Below are 19,897 nucleotides of genomic sequence, written 5' to 3' on the forward strand. Positions count from 1 at the left end.
GTCAGGGGGCGTCGGAAACGGCGCCCCCTTTCGCATGTCTCAGCGCGGCAGCAGGTCGGCGGGCGTCAGATGAAAGGCGCGGCCGAAGCCGCCGTTGAGGGCGGCGCCCGACGGATCGAACACGACGAAGCCGAAATCGGCGAAATCCGCGTAGAGCTTTGCCTTGGGGTGGGAGGCAAGGTAATGCGCGCGGAGCGCGGCGTGGTCGGGCCCGTCGCGCGGGATGAACCGGGCGGTGGCCTGAAGCGACAGCCGCGGGTGCGTCAGTGGATCGCCGCGAGGGCCCGGCTCGCCGATCAGCAGGGCGCAGCGCGGGTCGGCCTTCAGCGCCGCGGTATGGGCCGCCAGCGTCGAGATCAGCGTGACCGGCAGCCCCTCCGGGTCGAGCCCCAGCGCGATGCGGCTGACGAAGGGCGCGCCGCTGGCCGGGTCGGTCACGGCGAGGGCGGCGAAGGTCGCGCCCTGCAACAGATCGCGCGCCAGGGCGCGGGCCGCGTCGTCGGTCGGGCGGATCGGTGAAGGGCGGTCTTGGTCGGACTCTGTCATGGCGGATTTGACTTTGGCTTGGGGCGAACGACACTTTAGGTTGAAGGGAGGGCGGCTTCAACGGATCCTGCGCACCCGTCCGCAGGCCCGCGCGGCGCCGAATCGCCCGAAGGGCGGCAGGGGTGCGACCATAGGTGCCAGGGGGCGCCATGGCCCCGGGCAGGGCCGCCCGGCGCGCCCGGGGCGGTGAAAACCGCCGGCACGGCACGAAGGGCGTGCGAGGCATGGGGCTAAGGCGCTGGAATCGGGGATGATTTTCGGCGGATCGCCGGAAGGTTTGCAGAATTTACCACTCGAAAGTGAAGAAATTTACAGAAAAATCCATATTTAGAAAAGGGTTACCTAACGATTGACTTGACGTTACACTGACTTTCGGGATGGAGGCTTCCGCGCCCGGAAGCATGAGGAGAGACCGCGCGCCAGGGGCCGCGGATGGAGAGGAGAGGCATCCATGACGGATCAGGCACACGCGGCATTCGCCGCCCCTGAGGAATTCATCAAGCACGCCCATATCGACGCGGCCCGCTACGAGGAAATGTACAAGGCCTCGGTCGCCGACCCCGAGGGGTTCTGGGGCGAGCATGGCAAGCGGCTCGACTGGATCGAACCCTACACCAAGGTGAAGAACACCACCTTCGAGTTCGGCAAGGTCGACATCCGCTGGTTCGAGGACGGCGTGCTGAACGTCGCGGCGAACTGCATCGACAGGCACCTCGCCACGCGGGGCGAGCAGACCGCGATCATCTTCGAGCCCGACAGCCCCGCCGATCCGGCGCAGCACATCACCTACCGCGAGCTGCACGAGAAGGTCTGCCGTTTCGCCAACGTCCTTCTGAGCCAGGGCGTGATGCGCGGCGACCGCGTGGTGATCTACATGCCGATGATCCCCGAGGCGGCCTATGCCATGCTGGCCTGCGCGCGGATCGGGGCGATTCACTCGGTGGTGTTCGCGGGCTTCTCTCCCGATGCGCTGGCGAACCGGATCAACGATTGCGGCGCCAAGCTGGTGATCACCTCGGACACCGCGCCGCGGGGCGGGCGCAAAACCGCGCTGAAGTCGAACACCGATGCCGCGCTTCTGCACTGCTCGGACAAGGTGCGCTGCCTCGTGGTCAAGCATACCGGCGACCAGACGACGTGGATCGAGGGGCGCGACGTCGACGTGAAGGCACTGATGGCGACCGCGGCACCGGATTGCCCGGCCCGCCCGATGAAGGCCGAGGATCCGCTGTTCATCCTCTACACCTCGGGCTCGACCGGCAAGCCCAAGGGCGTGGTGCATACCTCGGGCGGCTACCTCGCCTATGCCGCGATGACGCATGAATACACCTTCGACTACCACGACGGCGACGTCTTCTGGTGTTCGGCCGATGTCGGCTGGGTGACCGGGCACAGCTATATCGTCTACGGGCCGCTGGCGAACGGCGCGACCACGCTGATGTTCGAGGGCGTGCCGACCTACCCGGATGCGGGCCGGTTCTGGGCGATCTGCGACAAGCACAAGGTGAATCAGTTCTATACCGCCCCCACCGCGATCCGTGCGCTGATGGGGCAGGGCGACGAATGGGTGGCCAAGTACGACCTGTCGACGCTGCGCCTGCTGGGCACGGTGGGCGAGCCGATCAACCCCGAGGCCTGGAACTGGTACAACGAGCATGTCGGCCGCGGCCGTTGCCCGATCGTCGACACCTGGTGGCAGACCGAGACCGGGGGGCACATGATCACGCCGCTTCCGGGCGCCATCGCGACCAAGCCGGGATCGGCGACCAAGCCCTTCTTCGGGGTGCAGCCGGTGGTTCTGGACGCCGTCGACGGCCACGAGCTGACCGAGACCGAGGCCGAGGGCGTGCTGGCCATCAAGGAAAGCTGGCCGGGGCAGATGCGCACCGTCTGGGGCGATCACGAGCGGTTCCAGGAGACCTATTTCCAGCAGTACAAGGGCTACTACTTCTCGGGCGACGGGTGCCGCCGGGATGCCGACGGCTATTACTGGATCACCGGCCGGGTGGACGACGTGATCAACGTTTCGGGTCACCGGATGGGCACGGCCGAGGTTGAATCGGCCCTCGTCGCCCATGCCAAGGTGGCCGAGGCCGCGGTGGTCGGCTATCCGCACAGCGTGAAGGGGCAGGGCATTTATGCCTATGTCACCCTGATGAACGGGATCGACCCGTCGGACGGCCTGAAGAAGGAACTGGAGGCCTGGGTCCGGACCGAGATCGGCCCGATCGCCAAGCCCGACCTGATCCAGTGGGCCCCGGGCCTGCCCAAGACGCGCTCGGGCAAGATCATGCGCCGGATCCTGCGCAAGATCGCCGAGAACGACTATGGCGCCCTGGGCGACACATCGACGCTGGCAGACCCTTCAGTGGTTGACGATCTGATCGAGAACCGGATGAATCGGGGATGACAGGTGAAAGGAGACCAGCCATGGCTGATGCGCCCGTGACGACCAAGCCGGCGGTCCTCATCCTTCTGGGGCCTCCGGGCGCCGGCAAGGGGACCCAGGCCCGCATGCTGCAGGAGGATTTCGGCCTCGTGCAGCTTTCCACCGGCGACCTGCTGCGCGCCGCCGTCGCCCAGGGCACGCCCGCGGGCCTTGCCGCGAAAGCGGTGATGGAGGCCGGCGGGCTGGTGTCGGACGATATCGTGCTGGCGATCCTGCGTGACCGCATGGCCGAGCCGGACGTGTCGCACGGCATCATCCTTGACGGGTTCCCGCGCACCGACGGCCAGGCCTCGGCGCTTGACGCGCTGCTCGACGAGACGGGGCAGAGCGTCACCGCCGCGATCTCGATGGAGGTCGACGACGGGGCGATGGTGGACCGGGTGGCCGGCCGCTACACCTGCGCCAAGTGCGGCGAGGGCTATCACGACAGCTTCAAGGTGCCGGCGAAGGCTGGGGTCTGCGACAAGTGCGGTTCCACCGAGTTCAAGCGGCGCCCCGACGACAACGCGGAAACCGTGCGCGCGCGGCTGGAGGCCTACCACGACCAGACGGCGCCGCTGATTGCCTATTACGAGGGGCAGGGCGTGCTGAAGCGCGTCGATGCCATGGGCGAGATCGCGGATGTGCGGGCGGAGCTGGCGGGGATCGTCAAGGACGTCGCGGGCTAAGCGGGTCGGTCAAGCCGGGGGCCGGGGGGCGCGGACAGGGAAGCGGGCCAAGGCCTGGCGGTGTGCACGGGTGGAGAGGCCGGGGGGCCAGCCCCCCGGACCCCCCGGGATATTTCCGCTCAGAAGAATGTTGGGTGGGCCTTGGCAAGCCCCTTGCCAGATATGTTGCACGAGGTGGCGGCCTGACCTGTGCAACTGAGCCCGCACGACAATCAAGCGATCGCGGAAATTTGCGAGCGCATTTCTTTCGATGGGTCGCCCGGTGGGCAAAGCTGCCACTCATTCTGGCGGACGCCGCGACCGTCTCGATCCGTGAAGATGGTCTTCGAGGTCGGCACGGCGAGGGGCTGGCCGTGGCCTCGTCGGTTTGTCAGCGCCGGAGCACAGCTTTTCACGATCGGCACACCCGAGGCATCGCGGGGGAAGGTCTTCGGCCCATCGGTCACGTCGAGGCAACGGGCGATGTACGCGCTTGCGCGACCAGCTTGCCGAAGCGCGCGATCCGGGCCGGGAACGGTCGTGGGAGGTAGATCTACACCGAGAGCAAAGCATGGCGTCCGGCTGATAGGCTGCGGAGATCCGCAACCGAGCGACTCGAAGCCTTGCCCGGGAAGCTGGCATTGGAAGGCGTAGTTCGCTCCCGGTTCGGTCGGCAGGAACTCGTCACTTGTATTGATACCCCGCGTCGGGGTGCTGGTGCGGATCTCGTGACCGGGGAGTTCCCAGCGCCTCGGGAATGCCGGTCTGATATTTGAAATTCGGGTCTGGGGCAGGTCGCGACCAGCCCTCCAAGGGTTTCGTCGGTGATCGTTTGATTGGGAAGACGGCACCTGCCGGGAAGATCCCCGCCAAGGTACGCGGGAAAATGAAGGCGATGAAAAGAGAACGCATGTCGTGGCCGAACCGAACGGATGTCCACGTCAGTTGAACATGTACCAGATGCAGTCTTCTGCCCGAAAATAGGCCGCTGCCGCACAAGTCAGCCGAGCAGAGGCGTTTTCGAGTGCCGCTCAAAGACGCCTGCACGCCCCAGACGGCGTGGAGTGCGGATCGTTCCCGGGCCTGTGCGATCGAGACGCCCGAACTTGGCCGCAGATGAGTGGGGCCTGCAAGAGCCGGGCCCGGCGCGGGCTATCGGATCCCTGAACGCACGACACATCTGGTAACGGGCTTGGGGTCTGGCCTGTGCCCCTTTTGTCTTGCCGGGGGCTCAGGCGGTGGCGAAGGGGTCGGGGTCGTAGACCACGCCGCAGAGGTAGAGACCCTGGGGCGGGCAGACCGGGCCGCAGGCGGCGCGGTCGGCCGCCTCGAGCGCGGTTCTCACCTGGTCGGGGTGCCAGGCGCCGGCGCCGACGCGTTCCAGCGTGCCGACGATCGAGCGGACCTGGTTGTGCAGGAAGCTGCGGGCGGCGAGGTGGAAACGGAATTCGGTGCCGTGGGGGTAATCCCGTGCCTCGATGTCGAGCCGGTCGAGCGTCTTCACCGGGGAATTCGCCTGGCACATGGTCGAGCGGAAGGTGGTGAAGTCGTGCAGGCCGATCAGGTGGCGCGCGGCCTCTTGCATCGGCGCGAGGTCGAGCGCGTTGCGGACCTGCCAGACCCGGCCCGCGTCGTGGGTGACGGGGGCGCGCCGCGCGATCAGGCGGAAGAGGTAGCGCCGGCCCATGGCCGAGAAGCGGGCGTGGAAACCGTCGTCGACCGGGGCCGCGTCGACCACCGCCACGGGGGCGGGCTTCAGGTGGTAGTTCAGCGCCTCCATCAGGCGGAACGGCTCCCACGGTTTGGCAAGGTCGCAATGGGCGACCTGCGCCGTGGCGTGGACGCCGGTGTCGGTGCGCCCCGCCGCGCCGATGCCCGGGGCGTCGGGTTCGAGGCGGCGGAGTGCCTCTTCCACCGTCTGCTGCACCGAGGGCTGACCGTTCTGCCGTTGCCAGCCGCAGAACGGGGTGCCGTCGTATTCGATCTTGAGGGCGTAGCGCATCCGGTTCCGTTAGCCGTTGCCGCGCCCCCTGTAAACTGCTGCCGTCCCTGCCTATCTTGTGCGCTGAAGCAGAGGGGCAGGGTTTGGTATTCACCAGCATCACGGACGGCATCACCCGGGGGATCGAGGAGATCGGCGCGCAGGTGTCCGGCGCCTTCATGGAGCCGACGATCCGGCTGGGGGTCACCGGCCTCAGCCGCGCGGGCAAGACCGTGTTCATCACCTCGCTGGTGGCAAACCTGATGGACCGGGGCCGGATGCCGCAGCTGCGGGCCGCCGCGAAGGGGCAGATCCGCACCGCCTATCTGCAGCCGCAGCCCGACGATACCGTGCCGCGCTTCGACTACGAGACGCACCTGGCCGCGCTGACCGGGGATGCGCCGCACTGGCCGGATTCGACCCGTTCGGTGAGCGAGTTGCGGCTGAGCTTCCGGGTGCAGCCCTCGGGGATCCTGGGGTCGGTGTCGGGGCCGCGGACGGTGCATCTCGACATCATCGACTACCCGGGCGAGTGGCTCCTGGACCTGACGCTGATGGAAAAGACCTATGCCGAGTGGTCGGCGGAGGTGCTGGGCCGGATCGGGGCGCGGCCGGGCGGGGCGGAGTACCTCGGCGGGGTGAGCGCCGAGACGGGTGCCGAGACGATGGACGAGGGCCGGGCCAAGGCGCTTGCCGCGGCCTTCACTGCGCATCTGGTCGAGGCGCGCAATGCGGGGTTTTCGGATTGCACGCCGGGGCGGTTCCTGCTGCCCGGGGATCTGGCGGGGTCCCCCGCCGTCACCTTCGCGCCGCTGCCCGCGCCGGACAAGCCCGCCCGCGGCAGCCTGTGGCGCGAGTTCGAGCGCCGGTTCGAGGCCTACAAGCGCGAGGTGGTGCGTCCCTTCTTCCGCAGCCACTTTGCCCGGCTCGACCGGCAGGTGGTGCTGATGGATGCGTTGGGTGCGATCCATGCCGGGCCGCGGGCGGTGGAGGACATGCGCCGGGTGATGGCCGAGATCCTGTCGGCCTTTCGCCCCGGGCGGTCGCGCTGGCTGGCCGATCTCGTGCTGGGCAAGCGGATCGACCGGATCCTCTTTGCCGCGACCAAGGCCGATCACCTGCACCATTCCCAGCACGCGCGGCTGGCCGCGATCATGGAGGCGCTGGTGCGCGACGCCCGCGACCGGGCCGATTTCGCAGGCGCCAAGACGGCCGCCATGGCGATCGCCAGTGTGCGCGCGACGGTGGAGACCAGCGTGGAGCAGGGCGGTCACAGCCTCGACTGCGTGAAGGGGGTGCTGATGGAGACGGGCCGGACGGCGGCCATGTATCCGGGCGATCTGCCCGAGGATCCCGCGCGGCTTCTGTCGCCGGCGCGGCAGGGGGCGGAGCGGTGGCTTGACGCCGATTATGCCGTCATGGGCTTTGCCCCGGCGCGGTTGAACCTGAAGCCGGGAGAGGGGCCGCCGCATATCCGCCTTGACCGGGCGGCGGAGTTCCTGATCGGGGACAAGCTGGCATGACACGGCGGCCGGTTATCTTCGAGCTGGAGGACGAGGCCGATCCCTCGGCCGCGCCCCCGGTGCCCGAGGCCGAGGCGCCCGAGGGCCGGGCGATGCAGGCGGCGGCGAGTTTCGCCGCGCGCAGGTCGTCGCGGCTGGGGCGGTGGTTCTGGGGGTTGCTGGCGTCGATCCTGGGGTTCGCGATCTCGGTCGCGGCCTGGACCTTCGTCACGGACCTGATGGCGCGGTATCCGCTGCTGGGCTGGATCGCGACGGTGCTGATCGCGGCATTCGTGCTGGTGGTGCTGGTGATCGCGGCGCGCGAGCTGTCGGCCTTTGCGCGGCTCAAGCGCGTGGACACGATCCACCGCGCGGCGGAAGAGGCGATCGCGGCGGCGGATCTGAAGGCGGCGCGCGGGGTGGTGGCAAAGCTCGACGCGCTTTATGCCCACCGGCCCGAGGTCGCGCTGGGGCGCGAGCGGCTGGCGGCGCGGCAGGAAGACAGCTTCGACGCCGACGGGCTGATCGCGCTGGCCGAGGACACGCTGCTGGCGCCGCTCGACGCGCAGGCGCTGCGCGAGGTCGAGGGCGCGGCGCGGTCGGTGGCCACCGTGACCGCGCTGGTGCCGCTGGCGCTGGCCGACGTGGTGACGGCGCTGGGGGCCAACCTGCGGATGATCCGGCGGGTCGCCGAGATCTACGGCGGGCGATCGGGGACGCTGGGGTCGTGGCGGCTGACGCGGTCGGTGATGACCCATCTGGTGGCGACCGGCGCGGTCGCGGTGGGCGACGATCTGGTGCATTCGGTGGCGGGGGGGCATCTTCTCGCCAAGGTCTCGCGCCGGTTCGGCGAGGGTTTCGTGAACGGGGCGCTGACCGCGCGGGTAGGCGTCGCGGCGATGGAGGTCTGCCGCCCGCTGCCGTTCCGCGCGGCCCGCAGGCCGTCGGTCTCGGCGGTGATCGGGCGGGCGCTTACGGGGCTGTTCGGACGGACGTGACCTTCGGTTGAGCGAGGAGAGCGGCGCCCGACCCCGGGTGGGCGGCGCTTCGCGACGTCCTGGGTCTTCGCTTTATCGTCTCACGTCCCTCTGCCGGTTGAACGCGCGGCGAGGTGCCAAATGCTCCCTACTGGAGGGAAGGTCGGGCCCTGCCCGGGCTGGTCGCCCGGGCAGAAGGGGGCAGGGTGCGTTTCGACGCACCCCACCACATCAGCCGAAGCGGCCGGTCACGTAATCGTTGGTCTTCTGATTGCTCGGCGCGGTGAAGATCTGCTCGGTCCGGTCGAACTCCACGATCTCGCCCAGGTACATGAAGGCGGTGTAGTCCGAGGTCCGGGCCGCCTGCTGCATGTTGTGGGTGACGATCGCGATGCAGTAATCGTCGGCGAGGCGGGTGATCAGATCCTCGATCTTCGCCGTCGAGATCGGGTCGAGGGCCGAGGCGGGCTCGTCCATCAGGAGAACCTCGGGCTTCACGGCCACCGCGCGGGCGATGCACAGGCGCTGCTGCTGACCGCCCGAGAGGCCGAGGCCCGACTGGTGGATCTTGTCCTTCACCTCGTCCCAGAGCGCGGCCTCGCGCAGCGCGGCCTCCACCCGGTCGTTCATCTCGCTCTTGGAGAGTTTCTCGTAGAGGCGGATGCCGAAGGCGATGTTCTCGTAGATCGACATCGGGAAGGGCGTGGGCTTCTGGAACACCATCCCCACCTTGGCGCGCAGGAGGTTCAGGTCCTCCTTCGGCGACAGGATGTTGCGCCCGTCGAGCAGCACCTCGCCCTCGGTCTTCTGGCCGGGGTAGAGATCGCAGATGCGGTTGAGCGTGCGCAGGAGCGTGGACTTGCCGCAGCCCGACGGCCCGATGAAGGCGGTCACCGTCTTGTCGTGCAGCTTGAGATTGATGTCCTTTAGCGCGTGATGGCCGTTCGCATAGTGGAAGTTCAGCGACTTCACCTCAAGCTTGACGGGACGGTCTTCGACCATCCGGCGGGGCTTGAGAGAAGACAGCGTATCGGTCACGGGGCGGTCTGCAAGATCGTTCATGTGCGTCGTATCCATAGGGCTAGCCTCTAGCGGCGGCGGTCGACAAGGGCGCGGGCGATGATATTCAGCGCCAGGATCGCGAATGTGATGATTAGGGCACCGGCCCAGGCCAGGCGCTGCCAGTCGTCATAGGGGCTCATCGCGAACTGGAAGATCACGGTGGGCAGGCTGGCCATGGACTGGCTCATGTTGGTCGACCAGTACTGGTTGTTGAACGAGGTGAAGAGAAGCGGCGCGGTTTCGCCCGAGATCCGGGCGACGGCCAGCAGGATGCCGGTCAGAATGCCGCTTTTCGCGGCGCGCCAGACGACGAAGGTCATCACCTTCCAGCGCGGCGCGCCAAGGGCGGCGGCGGCCTCGCGCAGGGTGTTGGGCACCAGCGCCAGCATGTCCTGCGTGGTGCGGTTGATCACCGGCAGGGCGATCACCGCCAGCGCGACACCGCCGGCCCAGGCCGAGAAGGTGCCGAAGGGCACGACGAGCAGCGCGTTGATGAAGAGGCCGATGATGATCGACGGCGCCGACAGCAGCACATCGTTGATGAATTTCGCGGCCTCGCCGATCTTCGACCCGCGGGCGTATTCCGACAGGTAGGTGCCGGCCAGAACGCCGATCGGGGTGGCGATGACGATGCCGGTCAGCGTCAGCACGATCGAGCCGTAGATCGCGTTGGCAAGCCCGCCGTCCGACCCCGGGGGAGGCGTCGATTCGGTGAAGACCTTGAGGCTGAGCCCGCCGACCCCGCGGCTTACCAGCGTCCAGAGGATCGCGGCGAGGATGAGAAGACCGATGGCGGCGGCGATGGCCGACAGCGCGACGGCGACCGCGTTGCGGCGGTAGCGGCGGCGGGTGATGGGGTTGAGAGTGCTCATGTCCTGCCTCCTCTCAATACGATTCGGTGCGGCCGATGAGCCACTTGGCCAGCGCCAGCACGGTGAAGCTGATGACGAAAAGGATCAGCCCCAGTTCCACCAGCGAGGCGGAGTAGAGCTTGCCCGAGGCCTCGGCGAATTCGTTCGCGATCGAGGCCGAGATCGTGGTGCCCGGCGCCATCAGCGAAGCCTTTACCCGGTGTGCGTTGCCGATCACGAAGGTCACGGCCATGGTTTCCCCCAGTGCGCGGCCGAGGCCCAGCATCACGCCGCCGACGAGGCCGAGGCGGGTGTAGGGGATGACGATGTGGCGCATCACCTCCCACGTGGTCATGCCCATGCCGTAGGCGCTTTCGCGCAGCATAACCGGCACGGTCTGGAACACGTCGCGGGTGACCGAGGTGATGAAGGGCAGGATCATGATCGCCAGCACGAGGCCCGCGGTCAGCATGCCGATACCGTAGGGCGCGCCGGAAAACAGCGCGCCGACGATCGGCAGGGGCCCCAGCACGTCGATCAGGAAGGGCTGGACGAATTGCTGCATCAGCGGCGCCAGCACGAAGAAGCCCCAGAGGCCGTAGATGATCGACGGGATGCCGGCCAGAAGCTCGATCGCGGTGCCGATCGGGCGGCGCAGCGGCTTGGGGCAGATCTCGGTCAGGAAGATCGCGATGCCGAAGCTGAGCGGGATGGCGATCACCATGGCGATGACCGAGGTGACGATGGTGCCGTAGATCGGTGCCAGCGCGCCGAAGATCTCCTTGGCCGGGCTCCAGCGTTCGGTCCAGAGGAACGAGAGGCCGAAGGTCCTGACCGCCGGGATCGATTCCCACACCAGCGAGAACAGGATCCCCAGAAGCACCACCACCACCAGCGTGGCCGATCCCCAGGCCAGCCAGAAGAACACCCGGTCCTGCCGCTGCAGGCGCCGGGTGGCGGCGTTCGGGTCGCGGGCCGCGTCGGGGCCCATGGTCGTCATCGTCATCGTCGCGCGTCTCCGATGGATTCTGCGATTGTCACTCGGGCGTCAAATACCGGGGCTTTCAACAGCCGAACGGGCGGGGGTTCAACCCCGCCCGCCGCAAGTCAGTCCAAGGCGTTTGCCTCAGTTGCCGGCATACACCGGCTTGCCGTCGGCCTTGATGTCGGACCAAGAGGCCTCGATCAGCTTGACGACGTTGTCGGGGATCGCGACGTAGTCGAGCGCCTTGGCTTCGGGCTTGCCGTTCTTGTAGGCCCAGTCGAAGAACTTCAGCGCGGCGGCCGCGGCCTTCGGGTCCTTCGGGTCCTTGTGGATGATGACCCAGGTCGAGGCGGCGATCGGCCACGACTTCTCGCCCGGCTGGTCGGTGATGATCACGTGGAAGTTCTTCGCGCCTTTCCAGTCGGCGTTGGCCGCGGCCGAGGCGAAGGTTTCCAGCGACGGCGACACGACCTTGCCGTCCTTGTTGATCATCTTCGAATAGCCCAGCTTGTTCTGGATCACGTAGGCATATTCGTTGTAGCCGATCGCGCCCTTGGTCTGCTTGACCATGTTGGCGACGCCTTCCGAACCCTTCGCGCCCAGGCCCGTCGGCCATTCGACGGCGGTGTCCGACCCGACCTGGTCGTCCCAGTCCTTCGAGATCTTCGACAGGTAGTTGGTGAAGTTGAAGGTGGTGCCCGACCCGTCCGAGCGGTGCACGACGACGATCGGCTCGTTCGGGAGCGTGACGTCCTTGTTCAGCGCCTTGATCGCCGGGTCGTTCCACTTGGTGATGTCGCCCATGTAGATCTTCTCGACGGTCTTGCCGTCGAGGACGAGCTGGCCCGGCTTCACGCCGTCGATGTTGTACATCATGACGATCCCGCCCGAGATCATCGGGAACTGGGTCATGCCTTGCTTGGCCAGCGTCGCGTCGTCGAGCGGCTTGTCCGAGGCGCCGAAGGTCACGGTCTTGGCGGTCACCTGCTTGATGCCGCCGCCCGAGCCGATCGACTGGTAGTTCAGCTTGACGCCGGTGGCCTTGTTGTAGGCTTCGCCCCATTTCGCGAACACGGGGTAGATGAAGCTCGAGCCGGCGCCCGAGATGTCGGCTTGCGCGGTCGCGGCCATGCCGAGGGTGAAGGCCGCGGCAGCGGTGCCCGCAACGATGGTCTTGATGAAGCTCACTGTCAGTCTCCTGGTCAGGGACGAGGTTGCCCGGAGAGCAGCCCCCGGGGATGAAGTGAGTGCCGGATACGGTTCGAGTACGACGCCTACATGACACTCGGCATCACCGGGCATCACGTTCAATCACGGAAAGGTGATCAGGCCGGAAGCGGCATGGCCGCGGCTTGTGGCCGGCCTGCGCCGGGCCTAGCGTCGGCGGCCAGAGGGCGGACCGGCCTCCTCCGGCGCCCGTCAAGGAGCAAGCCATGCAGAACACCGACCGCATCTGGGACATCGTCGAGGGGCACGGGCCCGACTTCACGGCGCTGTCCGACAAGGTCTTCGATACGCCCGAGATCGCCTATACCGAATATGCCTCGGCCGATGCCCACGCGGCGCAGCTGGAGGCCTCGGGCTTCCGCCTGACGCGCGGCCTTGCCGGGATTCCCACGGCGATGATGGGCGAGGCGGGCGAGGAGGGGCCCGTGATCGCGATCCTCGGCGAATACGACGCCCTGCCGGAACTGGGGCAGGAGGCCGGCGTGGTGGAGCCCTCGCCCGCGGGCGGCAAGGTGGGGCCGGGGCATGGTTGCGGCCACAACCTCTTTGGCGCGGCCTCGATGCTGGCGGCGGTGGCGCTGCGCGACTACCTGGCCGAGAGCGGGATCAAGGCGCGGGTGCGCTACTACGGCTGCCCGGCGGAAGAGGGCGGGGCGGCCAAGACCTTCATGGTACGCGCGGGCTGCTTCGATGACGTGGACGCTGCGATCACCTGGCATCCCTCGTCGCTGAACGGGGTGGATGACGCGATCTCGCTTGCCAATTCGCGTATCGACTACACCTTCACTGGCCGGTCTGCCCATGCCGCGGCGGCGCCCGAGCTGGGGCGTTCCGGCCTCGACGCGGTGGAGCTGATGAACATCGGCGTCAACTACATGCGCGAGCACATGCCGGATTCGGCCCGTGTCCACTATGCCTATCTCGATGCGGGCGGGGTGGCGCCGAACGTGGTGCAGGCGAAGGCCACGGTGCGCCAGCTGGTGCGTGCCTCGGACCTGGCCACGCTGCAGGATCTGATTGCCCGCGTCGACAAGATCGCCCAGGGGGCGGCGCTGATGACCGAGACGCAGGTGACGCGCAAGGTCGTGTCCGGCGTGTCGAACCTGCTGGAAAACCGGGTGCTGTCGGAGACGATGCAGGCGGCCTTCGACCGTCTCGGCGCGCCGGAGTTCGACGCCGAGGACCGGGCCTTTGCCGAAAAGATCCGCGCGACCCTGACACCCGGGCATATCGCGGCCTCGTTCAAGAAGATGGGCGCGGCGCCGAGGATGGACCTGCCGCTGGCCGATTTCGTGGCACCGCTGGTCCGGCCGCATGTCGGTGGCGAAGGCTCGACCGATGTGGGCGATGTGAGCTGGGCGGTGCCGACCGTGCAGGCGCGGGTCTCGACCTGCGCCGTGGGCACGCCGCTGCACACCTGGCAGATGACGGCACAGGGCAAGAGCCCGATGGCCCACAAGGGGATGATCCACGCTGCCAAGGTCATGGCCTCGACCGCGCAGGCGCTGATCGAGAAGCCCGAGCTGCTTAAGGCTGCCAAGGAGGCGCACGCCACCTATCTCTCGGCCAACCCCTACACCTGCCCGATGCCGGATGAGGTGCAGCCGCCGCTCCAGCCGCGCAAGGTGGCCGCGGAGTAATTGTCAGCCTTTTCAGGCTGCCGGGGGTTTCACACCCCCGGACCCCCGTGGGATATTTCCACTCAGAAGAAGGCCAGAAAGCTCTTGATCTTCTTCTGAGTGGAAATATCCCGGGGGTGCAGGGGGCAGCGCCCCCGCCGCCGCGCTCGACGCAAGTGCCGAAGGGCGTATGAGGCGCGCCAGTGCGAAGCGCTCGGGGCGCTCAGATGTCCAGCTCTTCCACGAACTGGGCGTTCTCCGAGATGTACTGGAACCGCAGTTCGGGCTTCTTGCCCATCAGCCGTTCCACGAGGTCGCCGGTCTCGCCCGGCTCGTCCTCGTCGATTGTCACCCGGATCAGCTTGCGCGAGTTCGGGTCCATCGTGGTTTCCTTCAGGTCCTTGGCGTCCATCTCGCCCAAACCCTTGAAGCGCGACACGTCGATCTTGCCCTTGCCGCCCAGACCCTTGGCCAACCAGGTCTCCTTCTCCGCCTCGTCCAGCGCGTAGATCCGCTTTGCCCCTTGCGTCAGGCGGAACAGAGGCGGGCAGGCGAGGTAGAGGTGCCCCTGGTCGATCAGCGGCCGCATCTGGGTGAAGAAGAACGTCATCAGGAGCGAGGCGATATGCGCCCCGTCGACATCGGCGTCGGTCATGATGATGATCTTGTCATAGCGTAGGTCGTCGAGGCGGAACTTCGTCCCCAGCCCGGTGCCAAGCGCTTGCGACAGGTCGTTGATCTCCTGGTTGGTCCCGAGCTTGGACGAGGCCGCGCCCAGCACGTTCAGGATCTTGCCGCGTAGTGGCAGCAGCGCCTGGGTATTCCGGTTGCGCGCCATCTTGGCCGAGCCGCCGGCCGAGTCGCCCTCGACGATGAACAGCTCGGTCCCGTCGCGGTTCGTGGCCGAGCAGTCCACAAGCTTGCCGGGAAGGCGCAGCTTCTTGGTGGCCGATTTGCGCGCGGTCTCTTTCTCCTGCCGCCGCCGCAGCCGTTCCTCGGCGCGCAGAACGAGGAAATCGAGGATCGCGCCGGCGGATTTGGTGTCGGACGCCAGCCAGTTGTCGAAATGGTCGCGCACCGCCCCCTCGACGAGGCGCTGCGCCTCGGTCGTGGCCAGACGGTCCTTGGTCTGGCCGACAAACTCGGGCTCGGCGATGAAGGCCGAGATCAGGGCACAGCCGCCGCCGATCAAATCCTCGCGGCTGATCTGCGCGGCTTTCTTGTTGTTCACCAGCTCACCATAGGCGCGGATCCCCTTCAGGATCGCGGCCCAGAACCCGGCCTCGTGCGTGCCGCCCTCGGGCGTGGGGACGGTGTTACAGTAGCTCTGCGTGAAGCCGTCGCGCATTGGCGTCCAGTTGATCGCCCATTCCACCCGGCCCGGCACGTTGAACTTTTCCTGAAACTCCACCCGGCCCGCGAACGGCCGGTCGGCATAGGTCGAGGTGCTGCCCAGCGTCTCGTTCAGGTAATCGGCGAGGCCCCCGGGGAAGTGGAAGGTCGCCTCCATCGGCGTGTCGCCATCCTCGATCGCCGATTTCCAGCGGATTTCCACCCCCGAGAAGAGGTAGGCCTTCGACCGCACCATCTTGAACAGCCGCGAGGGCTTGAAGCGGAGGTGGCCGAAAATCTGTTCGTCGGCGTGGAAGGAGGTCGAGGTGCCGCGCCGGTTCGGCGTCTGGCCCAGATGCTGCAACGGCCCCTGAGGAATGCCGCGGGAAAACTCCTGCGCCACCAGCTCGCGGTTGCGCGCCACCTCGACCCGCATCTTGTCGGAAAGCGCGTTCACCACCGAGGCGCCGACCCCGTGCAGGCCGCCCGAGGTCTGGTAGGCCTTGCCCGAGAACTTGCCGCCCGCGTGCAGCGTGCACAGGATCACCTCGAGCGCCGACTTGCCCGGAAACTTCGGGTGCGGATCGAACGGCATGCCGCGGCCGTTGTCGCGGATCGTGATGGTGTAATCGGCCGCAAGCTCCACCTCGATCCGGGTGGCATGGCCCGCGACGGCCTCGTCCATCGAGTTGTCGAGGATCTCGGCCACCAGATGGTGCAGCGCGCGTTCGTCCGTGCCGCCGATATACATGCCGGGGCGCTTGCGCACCGGTTCCAGCCCTTCGAGCACCTCGATCGAGGAGGCGTCGTAATTGGTGGACTCGTCGGCGGAGAGGAGGTCGTCGGCCATCGGGTGGTGTGCTCGGATTCTTGTGGATTGGTTCCGGCGACTATCCCATCCTTGGGGGCGCCGATCAAGGCAAATGCCCAGATCTGGGGGTGGCGCACGCGCAGGTGCCCAGGGCGGCGGCGGCGGCGGTCGGGGCAGGGGCAGAGGTAGGGGGGGGCGAAGGTGCGCTGAAGCGCACCCTACGGTATGGGAGGCGATGCCGCGCGCGCCGCGTGGGTCAGAGCCCCCAGGCGGCTTGTTCCGAGGTCTCCCACCCCAGCGTCATCTTTTCGCCGTCGACGATGAGCGGGCGTTTCATCAGGGTGGGCTGGGCCAGCAGCTGCGCATCGGTGTCGGATTCGCGCAGCCAGTCCGACAGCCCGCGCCATGTGGTGGACTTGCGGTTCACGAGGTTCGACCCGAACTCGGCGATGAAGGGCGCCCATTCGTCCTCGGTCAGCGGCTCGGCGCGGATGTCGTGGAAGGTCACTTCATGGCCCGCGGCTTGCAGCGCCTTCAGGGCCTTCTTGCAGGTGTCGCAGGTGGGGATGCCGTAGAGGATCATTGATTTTCTGCCTTCCGGTCGTCTTGCGTCAAAAGTCTATCGAGCCGTGCAAGCACTTCAGAGATTCCCAGAAAAATGAGAGCTATCGCCAGTATAAGAAAAGGCGAGGCGCGATTGCGAGACGTCCCCGCATAGCGCCGTACTGCCTCATCTGCACCGAAGAGCTTGATCGCAATGTTTGTGACTGATGCTACGCAGAGAAGCCAGCCGCACCCACCAAGAAGCCATTTGAGCATCAACCTCTCCTAATGCGGAAACATTCCATCCTTTTGGCAAAGCGCGCTCAAACGGGCCTCACCCGATCACCCCCATAAACTCCCGCCACTCGCCCTTGGACATGCCCGAGGTCTCTTGCGTGACCTCTTCGCCCTTGAGCATCCGCCGGACGCACTCCAGCGCCTTCGACGACAGGGTCGCGCCGCCCATCCGGTAATCCTCGAACGCGGCGTAGGCCAGCGGCACCCAGTCGGCCACGACCTTGCAGATCGCGTCGGCATAGACGCGGATCTCGTATTGCGCGTGGGCGTCGGCGCGCAGGCGCAGGAAGTGGAAGAGGTTGTGAAGATCCACCTTCCAGTACCATTGGGTGTAGATGTTCGCGGGCAGGTTCATCCGCGCCAGCTCACGCGCGAGGCCCTGCTGGCCCTCTTGGCTCAGCATCGCCTCGTAATGATCGTAGGCGCGGCCGGCGTCGGATTTGAGAAGCTCCAGCACGCGGGCCGCCTCTTCGCCCGTCAGAACCTCGCCCCGGCCCTGGTTGTTCACCGTGGATTGCGCGGCCAGCTGCTCGGGCGCGGGGATATAGAACTCCCGGTCGAGAATCGAATAGCGGGCCGAATATTCGTTCACGTTGGCGGTGCGGTGGCGGATCCACTGGCGGGCGACGAAGACCGGCAGCTTCACGTGCAGCTTCAGTTCGCACATCTCGAAGGGGGTCGAGTGCCAGTGACGCATCAGGTAGCGGATCAGCCCCTCGTCGTTCGACACATGCTTGGTGCCCGCGCCGTAGCTGACGCGCGCGGCCTGCACGATCGCCGAATCGTCGCCCATGTAGTCGATCACCCGCACGAATCCGTGGTCGAGCACCTCGTGCGCCTTGTAGAGATGCGCCTCCATCCCTTCGCTGACGGCGCGGAGCGTCGTCCGGGAGGTGGCGCGGGCGGCCTCGATCTCGGCGATCTGGTCTTGGGTCAGCGGCATGGGGGCTCCTGTCAGCGGGCGAGTCGGTGAGATCAGAGGGCGACTATATCTATGGGGTGCGCCCAGGGGAACATCCATATCCGGTATAGTTTTGCAAAGGCGGCGCTGGGGCAACAGGATCGTCCCCGGCCGGGGCTGACACGGCGGCCCGGTGTGCTATCTCATGGGCCGACAAGGACATGAGATGACGGAGGAACGGATGCAGGTGAAATATCTCCACACGATGGTGCGGGTGAAAGACCTGGAGGCGACGAAGAAGTTCTTCGAGCTTCTGGGGCTGCAGGAGACGCGGCGGATCGACAACGATAAGGGCCGCTTCTCGCTGGTGTTCATGGCGGCGCCGGGGGACGAGGATTGCCCGGTCGAGCTGACCTACAACTGGGACGGGGACGAGGGGCTGCCGTCGGACAGCCGGCATTTCGGCCATCTCGCCTACCGGGTCGAGAACATCTACGAGATGTGCGACCACCTGCAGAAGAACGGCGTGACGATCAACCGCCCGCCGCGCGATGGCCACATGGCTTTTGTCCGCAGCCCCGACAACGTGTCGGTGGAGCTGTTGCAGGCCGGCGACGCGCTGGCGCCGGCCGAGCCCTGGGCCAGCATGGGCAACACCGGCCACTGGTAGGTGCGGCATTGGCGGTGCCCCGGCAACGGGGCGCCGCCGTGAGCCGGGCGCGGCCCGGTCAGTAGATGTAGCGGATCTGGTCCGTCCAGAAGCGTTCCATCAGGCGCAGCGAGCCGTTCAGCCGGTCGAGCCCGTCGATCGCCAGCACGCCCTTGCTTTCCATCCCCTCGGACTGGCGCGCGAAAAGCTCGGTCACGATCTGCCGGATCCGGTCGCCCCGCGGCGTCAGGCGCACGCGGACCGAGCGGCGATCGACCTCGGACCGCTCGTGGTGCATGTAGCCGAGGTCGACCAGCTTCTTGAGGTTGTAGCTGACATTCGAGCCCTGGTAGTAACCGCGGCTCTTGAGCTCCCCCGCGGTCACCTCGTTATCGCCGATGTTGAACAGCAAAAGCGCCTGCACCGCGTTGATTTCCAGCACGCCGAGACGTTCGAACTCGTCCTTGATGACGTCAAGCAGCAGGCGGTGAAGCCGTTCGATGAGGCCAAGGCTGTCGAGGTAACTGTCCATGTAGGCCGGGCCCGGCGCCCGTGCCGCCTGTGCGTGCATGCTCATCCTGGTCTCCGTCGGGGTCTGCGGGGGCACCCTGGCGCGGAAACGGAAAGATAAGGTTAATCCGGCCCTAAGCCGCCGTGCGGCCCATCGCCGGCGGCAGGGGGGACCCCGCCGGGGGCATGCCGTAGCCACGACGGGGCACCCGGCGGGGCTGAGGAGGGGCAAGACCTGTCAGGGCCAGACCTGTCAGGGGGCTCAGGGGCGGGCGCGCAGCCGGTCGCGCGCGAAGACCCCGATCCTGTCGAGCAGCGGGGCAAGCCGTTCGGGTGCCGCCGACTGGCCGGTGATCCAAGGGTAGAGATCCTGGTCATTCTCGTCGAGGAGCACCTCGTAGAGATCGAGCGTCGCCGGATCGAGCGACGCGAGATGCGCGTCCGACCAGGGGCCGAGGATCAGGTCCATCTCCTTGGTGCCGCGGCGCCAGGATCGCATCTTCAGTCGTTTCAGCCGGTTGTCTTGCGTCTCGCTCACAGCGGGTTTTCCTTCAACAGGGTACGCAGGCGCTTTTCCATCCGTCCGATCCGTTCCGCAAGGTCCTGCGCGTCGGTGCGGGCCTTGCGCAGGTCGGTCAGCAGCCTCTCGGCACTGGGGTCCAGCCGCTCCGGCTCCACCGGGCCGTCCAGCCCCTCGCCGCGCCCGGTCAGCAGCCACATGATCGAGACGTTGAGCATGCCCGCCATCATCTGGAGCTTGTTGGCGCGCGGTTCGCGCAGGTCTTCCTCCCAGCCATGGACGGTCTTGAGCTTGACCCCCAGCCGCTGGGCGAAATCCTCCTGCGTCATGCCCGCCGCCTCGCGCGCGCCGGCCAGCCGGTCGCCGAAGGTCGCGGCCTCTTCGCTGTACCAGCCGCCGTTCGTGCTTTCGTCCGTCATTCTCGTCCCTCCACTTCCGCCGGAGCCTCTGGGGCCACTTGATCGTGGTCGGAGCGCACCCTAAGACAG

At 67.1% G+C, this 19,897-nt stretch carries 19 protein-coding genes; 6 read left to right on the forward strand and 13 right to left on the reverse strand.

Going from position 1 to position 19,897, the window contains the following annotated elements:
- Positions 1 to 39: 39 nt before the first annotated feature.
- Complete coding sequence (locus CVV76_RS17685; protein WP_102226014.1) at positions 40 to 546, reverse strand: HugZ family pyridoxamine 5'-phosphate oxidase; 507 nt, start codon at positions 544 to 546, stop codon at positions 40 to 42.
- 451 nt (positions 547 to 997) lie between these two features.
- Between CVV76_RS17685 and acs the strand changes: the two genes are divergently transcribed.
- A complete protein-coding gene (gene acs, locus CVV76_RS17690) occupies positions 998 to 2,956 on the forward strand; it encodes an acetate--CoA ligase (protein WP_102226015.1) in 1,959 nt (652 codons plus the stop codon).
- A gap of 20 nt (positions 2,957 to 2,976) precedes the next feature.
- A complete protein-coding gene (locus CVV76_RS17695; protein WP_102226016.1) occupies positions 2,977 to 3,663 on the forward strand; it encodes an adenylate kinase in 687 nt (228 codons plus the stop codon).
- Positions 3,664 to 4,873: 1,210 nt separating this feature from the next.
- On the opposite strand, the gene truA is transcribed toward CVV76_RS17695, so the two are convergent.
- The gene (truA, locus tag CVV76_RS17700) at positions 4,874 to 5,644 is read right to left on the reverse strand and encodes a tRNA pseudouridine(38-40) synthase TruA (RefSeq protein ID WP_102226017.1); all 771 of its coding nucleotides are present in this window, start codon (positions 5,642 to 5,644) and stop codon (positions 4,874 to 4,876) included.
- Between the two features lie 83 nt (positions 5,645 to 5,727).
- On the opposite strand from truA, the gene CVV76_RS17705 reads away from it, so the two are divergent.
- Together CVV76_RS17705 and CVV76_RS17710 are read left to right on the forward strand one after the other, a co-directional pair.
- The gene (locus tag CVV76_RS17705) at positions 5,728 to 7,146 is read left to right on the forward strand and encodes a YcjX family GTP-binding protein (protein ID WP_102226018.1); all 1,419 of its coding nucleotides are present in this window, start codon (positions 5,728 to 5,730) and stop codon (positions 7,144 to 7,146) included.
- Positions 7,143 to 8,123 (forward strand): YcjF family protein, encoded by a 981-nt coding sequence (locus tag CVV76_RS17710; protein WP_102226019.1) that lies wholly within the window; start codon positions 7,143 to 7,145, stop codon positions 8,121 to 8,123. The genes CVV76_RS17705 and CVV76_RS17710 overlap by 4 nt, the downstream gene beginning before the upstream one ends.
- 210 nt (positions 8,124 to 8,333) lie before the next feature.
- Here CVV76_RS17710 and pstB read toward each other — a convergent pair whose 3' ends face one another.
- The 4 genes from pstB to pstS form a co-directional block, all read right to left on the reverse strand.
- A complete protein-coding gene (pstB, locus tag CVV76_RS17715) occupies positions 8,334 to 9,104 on the reverse strand; it encodes a phosphate ABC transporter ATP-binding protein PstB (protein ID WP_233193014.1) in 771 nt (256 codons plus the stop codon).
- Between the two features lie 86 nt (positions 9,105 to 9,190).
- Positions 9,191 to 10,036 (reverse strand): phosphate ABC transporter permease PstA, encoded by an 846-nt coding sequence (gene pstA, locus CVV76_RS17720; RefSeq protein WP_102226020.1) that lies wholly within the window; start codon positions 10,034 to 10,036, stop codon positions 9,191 to 9,193.
- Positions 10,037 to 10,049: 13 nt separating this feature from the next.
- The gene (pstC, locus tag CVV76_RS17725) at positions 10,050 to 11,021 is read right to left on the reverse strand and encodes a phosphate ABC transporter permease subunit PstC (RefSeq protein WP_102226021.1); all 972 of its coding nucleotides are present in this window, start codon (positions 11,019 to 11,021) and stop codon (positions 10,050 to 10,052) included.
- Positions 11,022 to 11,141: 120 nt separating this feature from the next.
- Positions 11,142 to 12,188, reverse strand: a complete 1,047-nt coding sequence (gene pstS / locus CVV76_RS17730; protein WP_199178644.1) for a phosphate ABC transporter substrate-binding protein PstS — start codon at positions 12,186 to 12,188, stop codon at positions 11,142 to 11,144.
- A gap of 245 nt (positions 12,189 to 12,433) precedes the next feature.
- Between pstS and CVV76_RS17735 the strand changes: the two genes are divergently transcribed.
- Positions 12,434 to 13,867 carry a M20 family metallopeptidase gene (locus tag CVV76_RS17735; RefSeq protein ID WP_102226023.1) on the forward strand — a complete coding sequence of 478 codons (1,434 nt, stop codon included), beginning with the start codon at positions 12,434 to 12,436 and terminating at the stop codon, positions 13,865 to 13,867.
- A gap of 202 nt (positions 13,868 to 14,069) precedes the next feature.
- Here the strand turns inward: CVV76_RS17735 and parE are convergent, their stop codons facing one another.
- The 4 genes from parE to thyX form a co-directional block, all read right to left on the reverse strand.
- A complete protein-coding gene (gene parE / locus CVV76_RS17740; protein ID WP_102226024.1) occupies positions 14,070 to 16,028 on the reverse strand; it encodes a DNA topoisomerase IV subunit B in 1,959 nt (652 codons plus the stop codon).
- A 217-nt stretch (positions 16,029 to 16,245) separates the two neighbouring features.
- Positions 16,246 to 16,572, reverse strand: coding sequence for an arsenate reductase family protein (locus CVV76_RS17750; RefSeq protein WP_102226025.1), 327 nt, complete (start codon positions 16,570 to 16,572; stop codon positions 16,246 to 16,248).
- Positions 16,569 to 16,808 (reverse strand): hypothetical protein, encoded by a 240-nt coding sequence (locus CVV76_RS24740; protein WP_146010327.1) that lies wholly within the window; start codon positions 16,806 to 16,808, stop codon positions 16,569 to 16,571. The genes CVV76_RS17750 and CVV76_RS24740 overlap by 4 nt, the downstream gene beginning before the upstream one ends.
- Before the next feature lie 58 nt (positions 16,809 to 16,866).
- On the reverse strand, positions 16,867 to 17,772 hold the full coding sequence (gene thyX / locus CVV76_RS17755) for an FAD-dependent thymidylate synthase (RefSeq protein ID WP_102226026.1): 906 nt from the start codon (positions 17,770 to 17,772) through the stop codon (positions 16,867 to 16,869).
- A gap of 199 nt (positions 17,773 to 17,971) precedes the next feature.
- Here thyX and CVV76_RS17760 point away from each other — a divergent pair, with 199 nt between their 5' ends.
- Positions 17,972 to 18,400 (forward strand): VOC family protein, encoded by a 429-nt coding sequence (locus tag CVV76_RS17760; RefSeq protein WP_102226108.1) that lies wholly within the window; start codon positions 17,972 to 17,974, stop codon positions 18,398 to 18,400.
- 58 nt (positions 18,401 to 18,458) lie between these two features.
- On the opposite strand, the gene CVV76_RS17765 is transcribed toward CVV76_RS17760, so the two are convergent.
- From CVV76_RS17765 to CVV76_RS17775, 3 genes are all read right to left on the reverse strand, one after another.
- Positions 18,459 to 18,956: a MarR family winged helix-turn-helix transcriptional regulator gene (locus CVV76_RS17765; protein ID WP_102226027.1), complete on the reverse strand. Its 498-nt coding sequence runs from the start codon at positions 18,954 to 18,956 to the stop codon at positions 18,459 to 18,461.
- A 195-nt stretch (positions 18,957 to 19,151) separates the two neighbouring features.
- A complete protein-coding gene (locus CVV76_RS17770; protein WP_199178645.1) occupies positions 19,152 to 19,427 on the reverse strand; it encodes an FAD assembly factor SdhE in 276 nt (91 codons plus the stop codon).
- Positions 19,424 to 19,828 carry a helix-turn-helix domain-containing protein gene (locus tag CVV76_RS17775; protein WP_102226028.1) on the reverse strand — a complete coding sequence of 135 codons (405 nt, stop codon included), beginning with the start codon at positions 19,826 to 19,828 and terminating at the stop codon, positions 19,424 to 19,426. Before CVV76_RS17775 ends, CVV76_RS17770 begins: the two co-directional genes overlap by 4 nt.
- Positions 19,829 to 19,897: the final 69 nt, after the last annotated feature.

It is taken from the genome of Acidimangrovimonas sediminis (assembly GCF_002871005.1).
GTDB lineage: Bacteria > Pseudomonadota > Alphaproteobacteria > Rhodobacterales > Rhodobacteraceae > Acidimangrovimonas > Acidimangrovimonas sediminis.

Bases quoted from the DNA above. Each gene is read 5' to 3' on its own strand.
- CVV76_RS17760 (WP_102226108.1), top strand. From the start codon at position 17,972: ATGCAGGTGAAATATCTCCACACGATGGTGCGGGTGAAAGACCTGGAG.
- parE (WP_102226024.1), bottom strand. From the start codon at position 16,028: ATGGCCGACGACCTCCTCTCCGCCGACGAGTCCACCAATTACGACGCC.
- CVV76_RS24740 (WP_146010327.1), bottom strand. From the start codon at position 16,808: ATGCTCAAATGGCTTCTTGGTGGGTGCGGCTGGCTTCTCTGCGTAGCA.
- pstC (WP_102226021.1), bottom strand. From the start codon at position 11,021: ATGACGATGACGACCATGGGCCCCGACGCGGCCCGCGACCCGAACGCC.
- CVV76_RS17710 (WP_102226019.1), top strand. From the start codon at position 7,143: ATGACACGGCGGCCGGTTATCTTCGAGCTGGAGGACGAGGCCGATCCC.
- acs (WP_102226015.1), top strand. From the start codon at position 998: ATGACGGATCAGGCACACGCGGCATTCGCCGCCCCTGAGGAATTCATC.
- CVV76_RS17765 (WP_102226027.1), bottom strand. From the start codon at position 18,956: ATGAGCATGCACGCACAGGCGGCACGGGCGCCGGGCCCGGCCTACATG.
- pstA (WP_102226020.1), bottom strand. From the start codon at position 10,036: ATGAGCACTCTCAACCCCATCACCCGCCGCCGCTACCGCCGCAACGCG.
- CVV76_RS17750 (WP_102226025.1), bottom strand. From the start codon at position 16,572: ATGATCCTCTACGGCATCCCCACCTGCGACACCTGCAAGAAGGCCCTG.
- CVV76_RS17735 (WP_102226023.1), top strand. From the start codon at position 12,434: ATGCAGAACACCGACCGCATCTGGGACATCGTCGAGGGGCACGGGCCC.
- truA (WP_102226017.1), bottom strand. From the start codon at position 5,644: ATGCGCTACGCCCTCAAGATCGAATACGACGGCACCCCGTTCTGCGGC.
- CVV76_RS17685 (WP_102226014.1), bottom strand. From the start codon at position 546: ATGACAGAGTCCGACCAAGACCGCCCTTCACCGATCCGCCCGACCGAC.
- CVV76_RS17775 (WP_102226028.1), bottom strand. From the start codon at position 19,828: ATGACGGACGAAAGCACGAACGGCGGCTGGTACAGCGAAGAGGCCGCG.
- pstB (WP_233193014.1), bottom strand. From the start codon at position 9,104: ATGGTCGAAGACCGTCCCGTCAAGCTTGAGGTGAAGTCGCTGAACTTC.
- CVV76_RS17695 (WP_102226016.1), top strand. From the start codon at position 2,977: ATGGCTGATGCGCCCGTGACGACCAAGCCGGCGGTCCTCATCCTTCTG.
- thyX (WP_102226026.1), bottom strand. From the start codon at position 17,772: ATGCCGCTGACCCAAGACCAGATCGCCGAGATCGAGGCCGCCCGCGCC.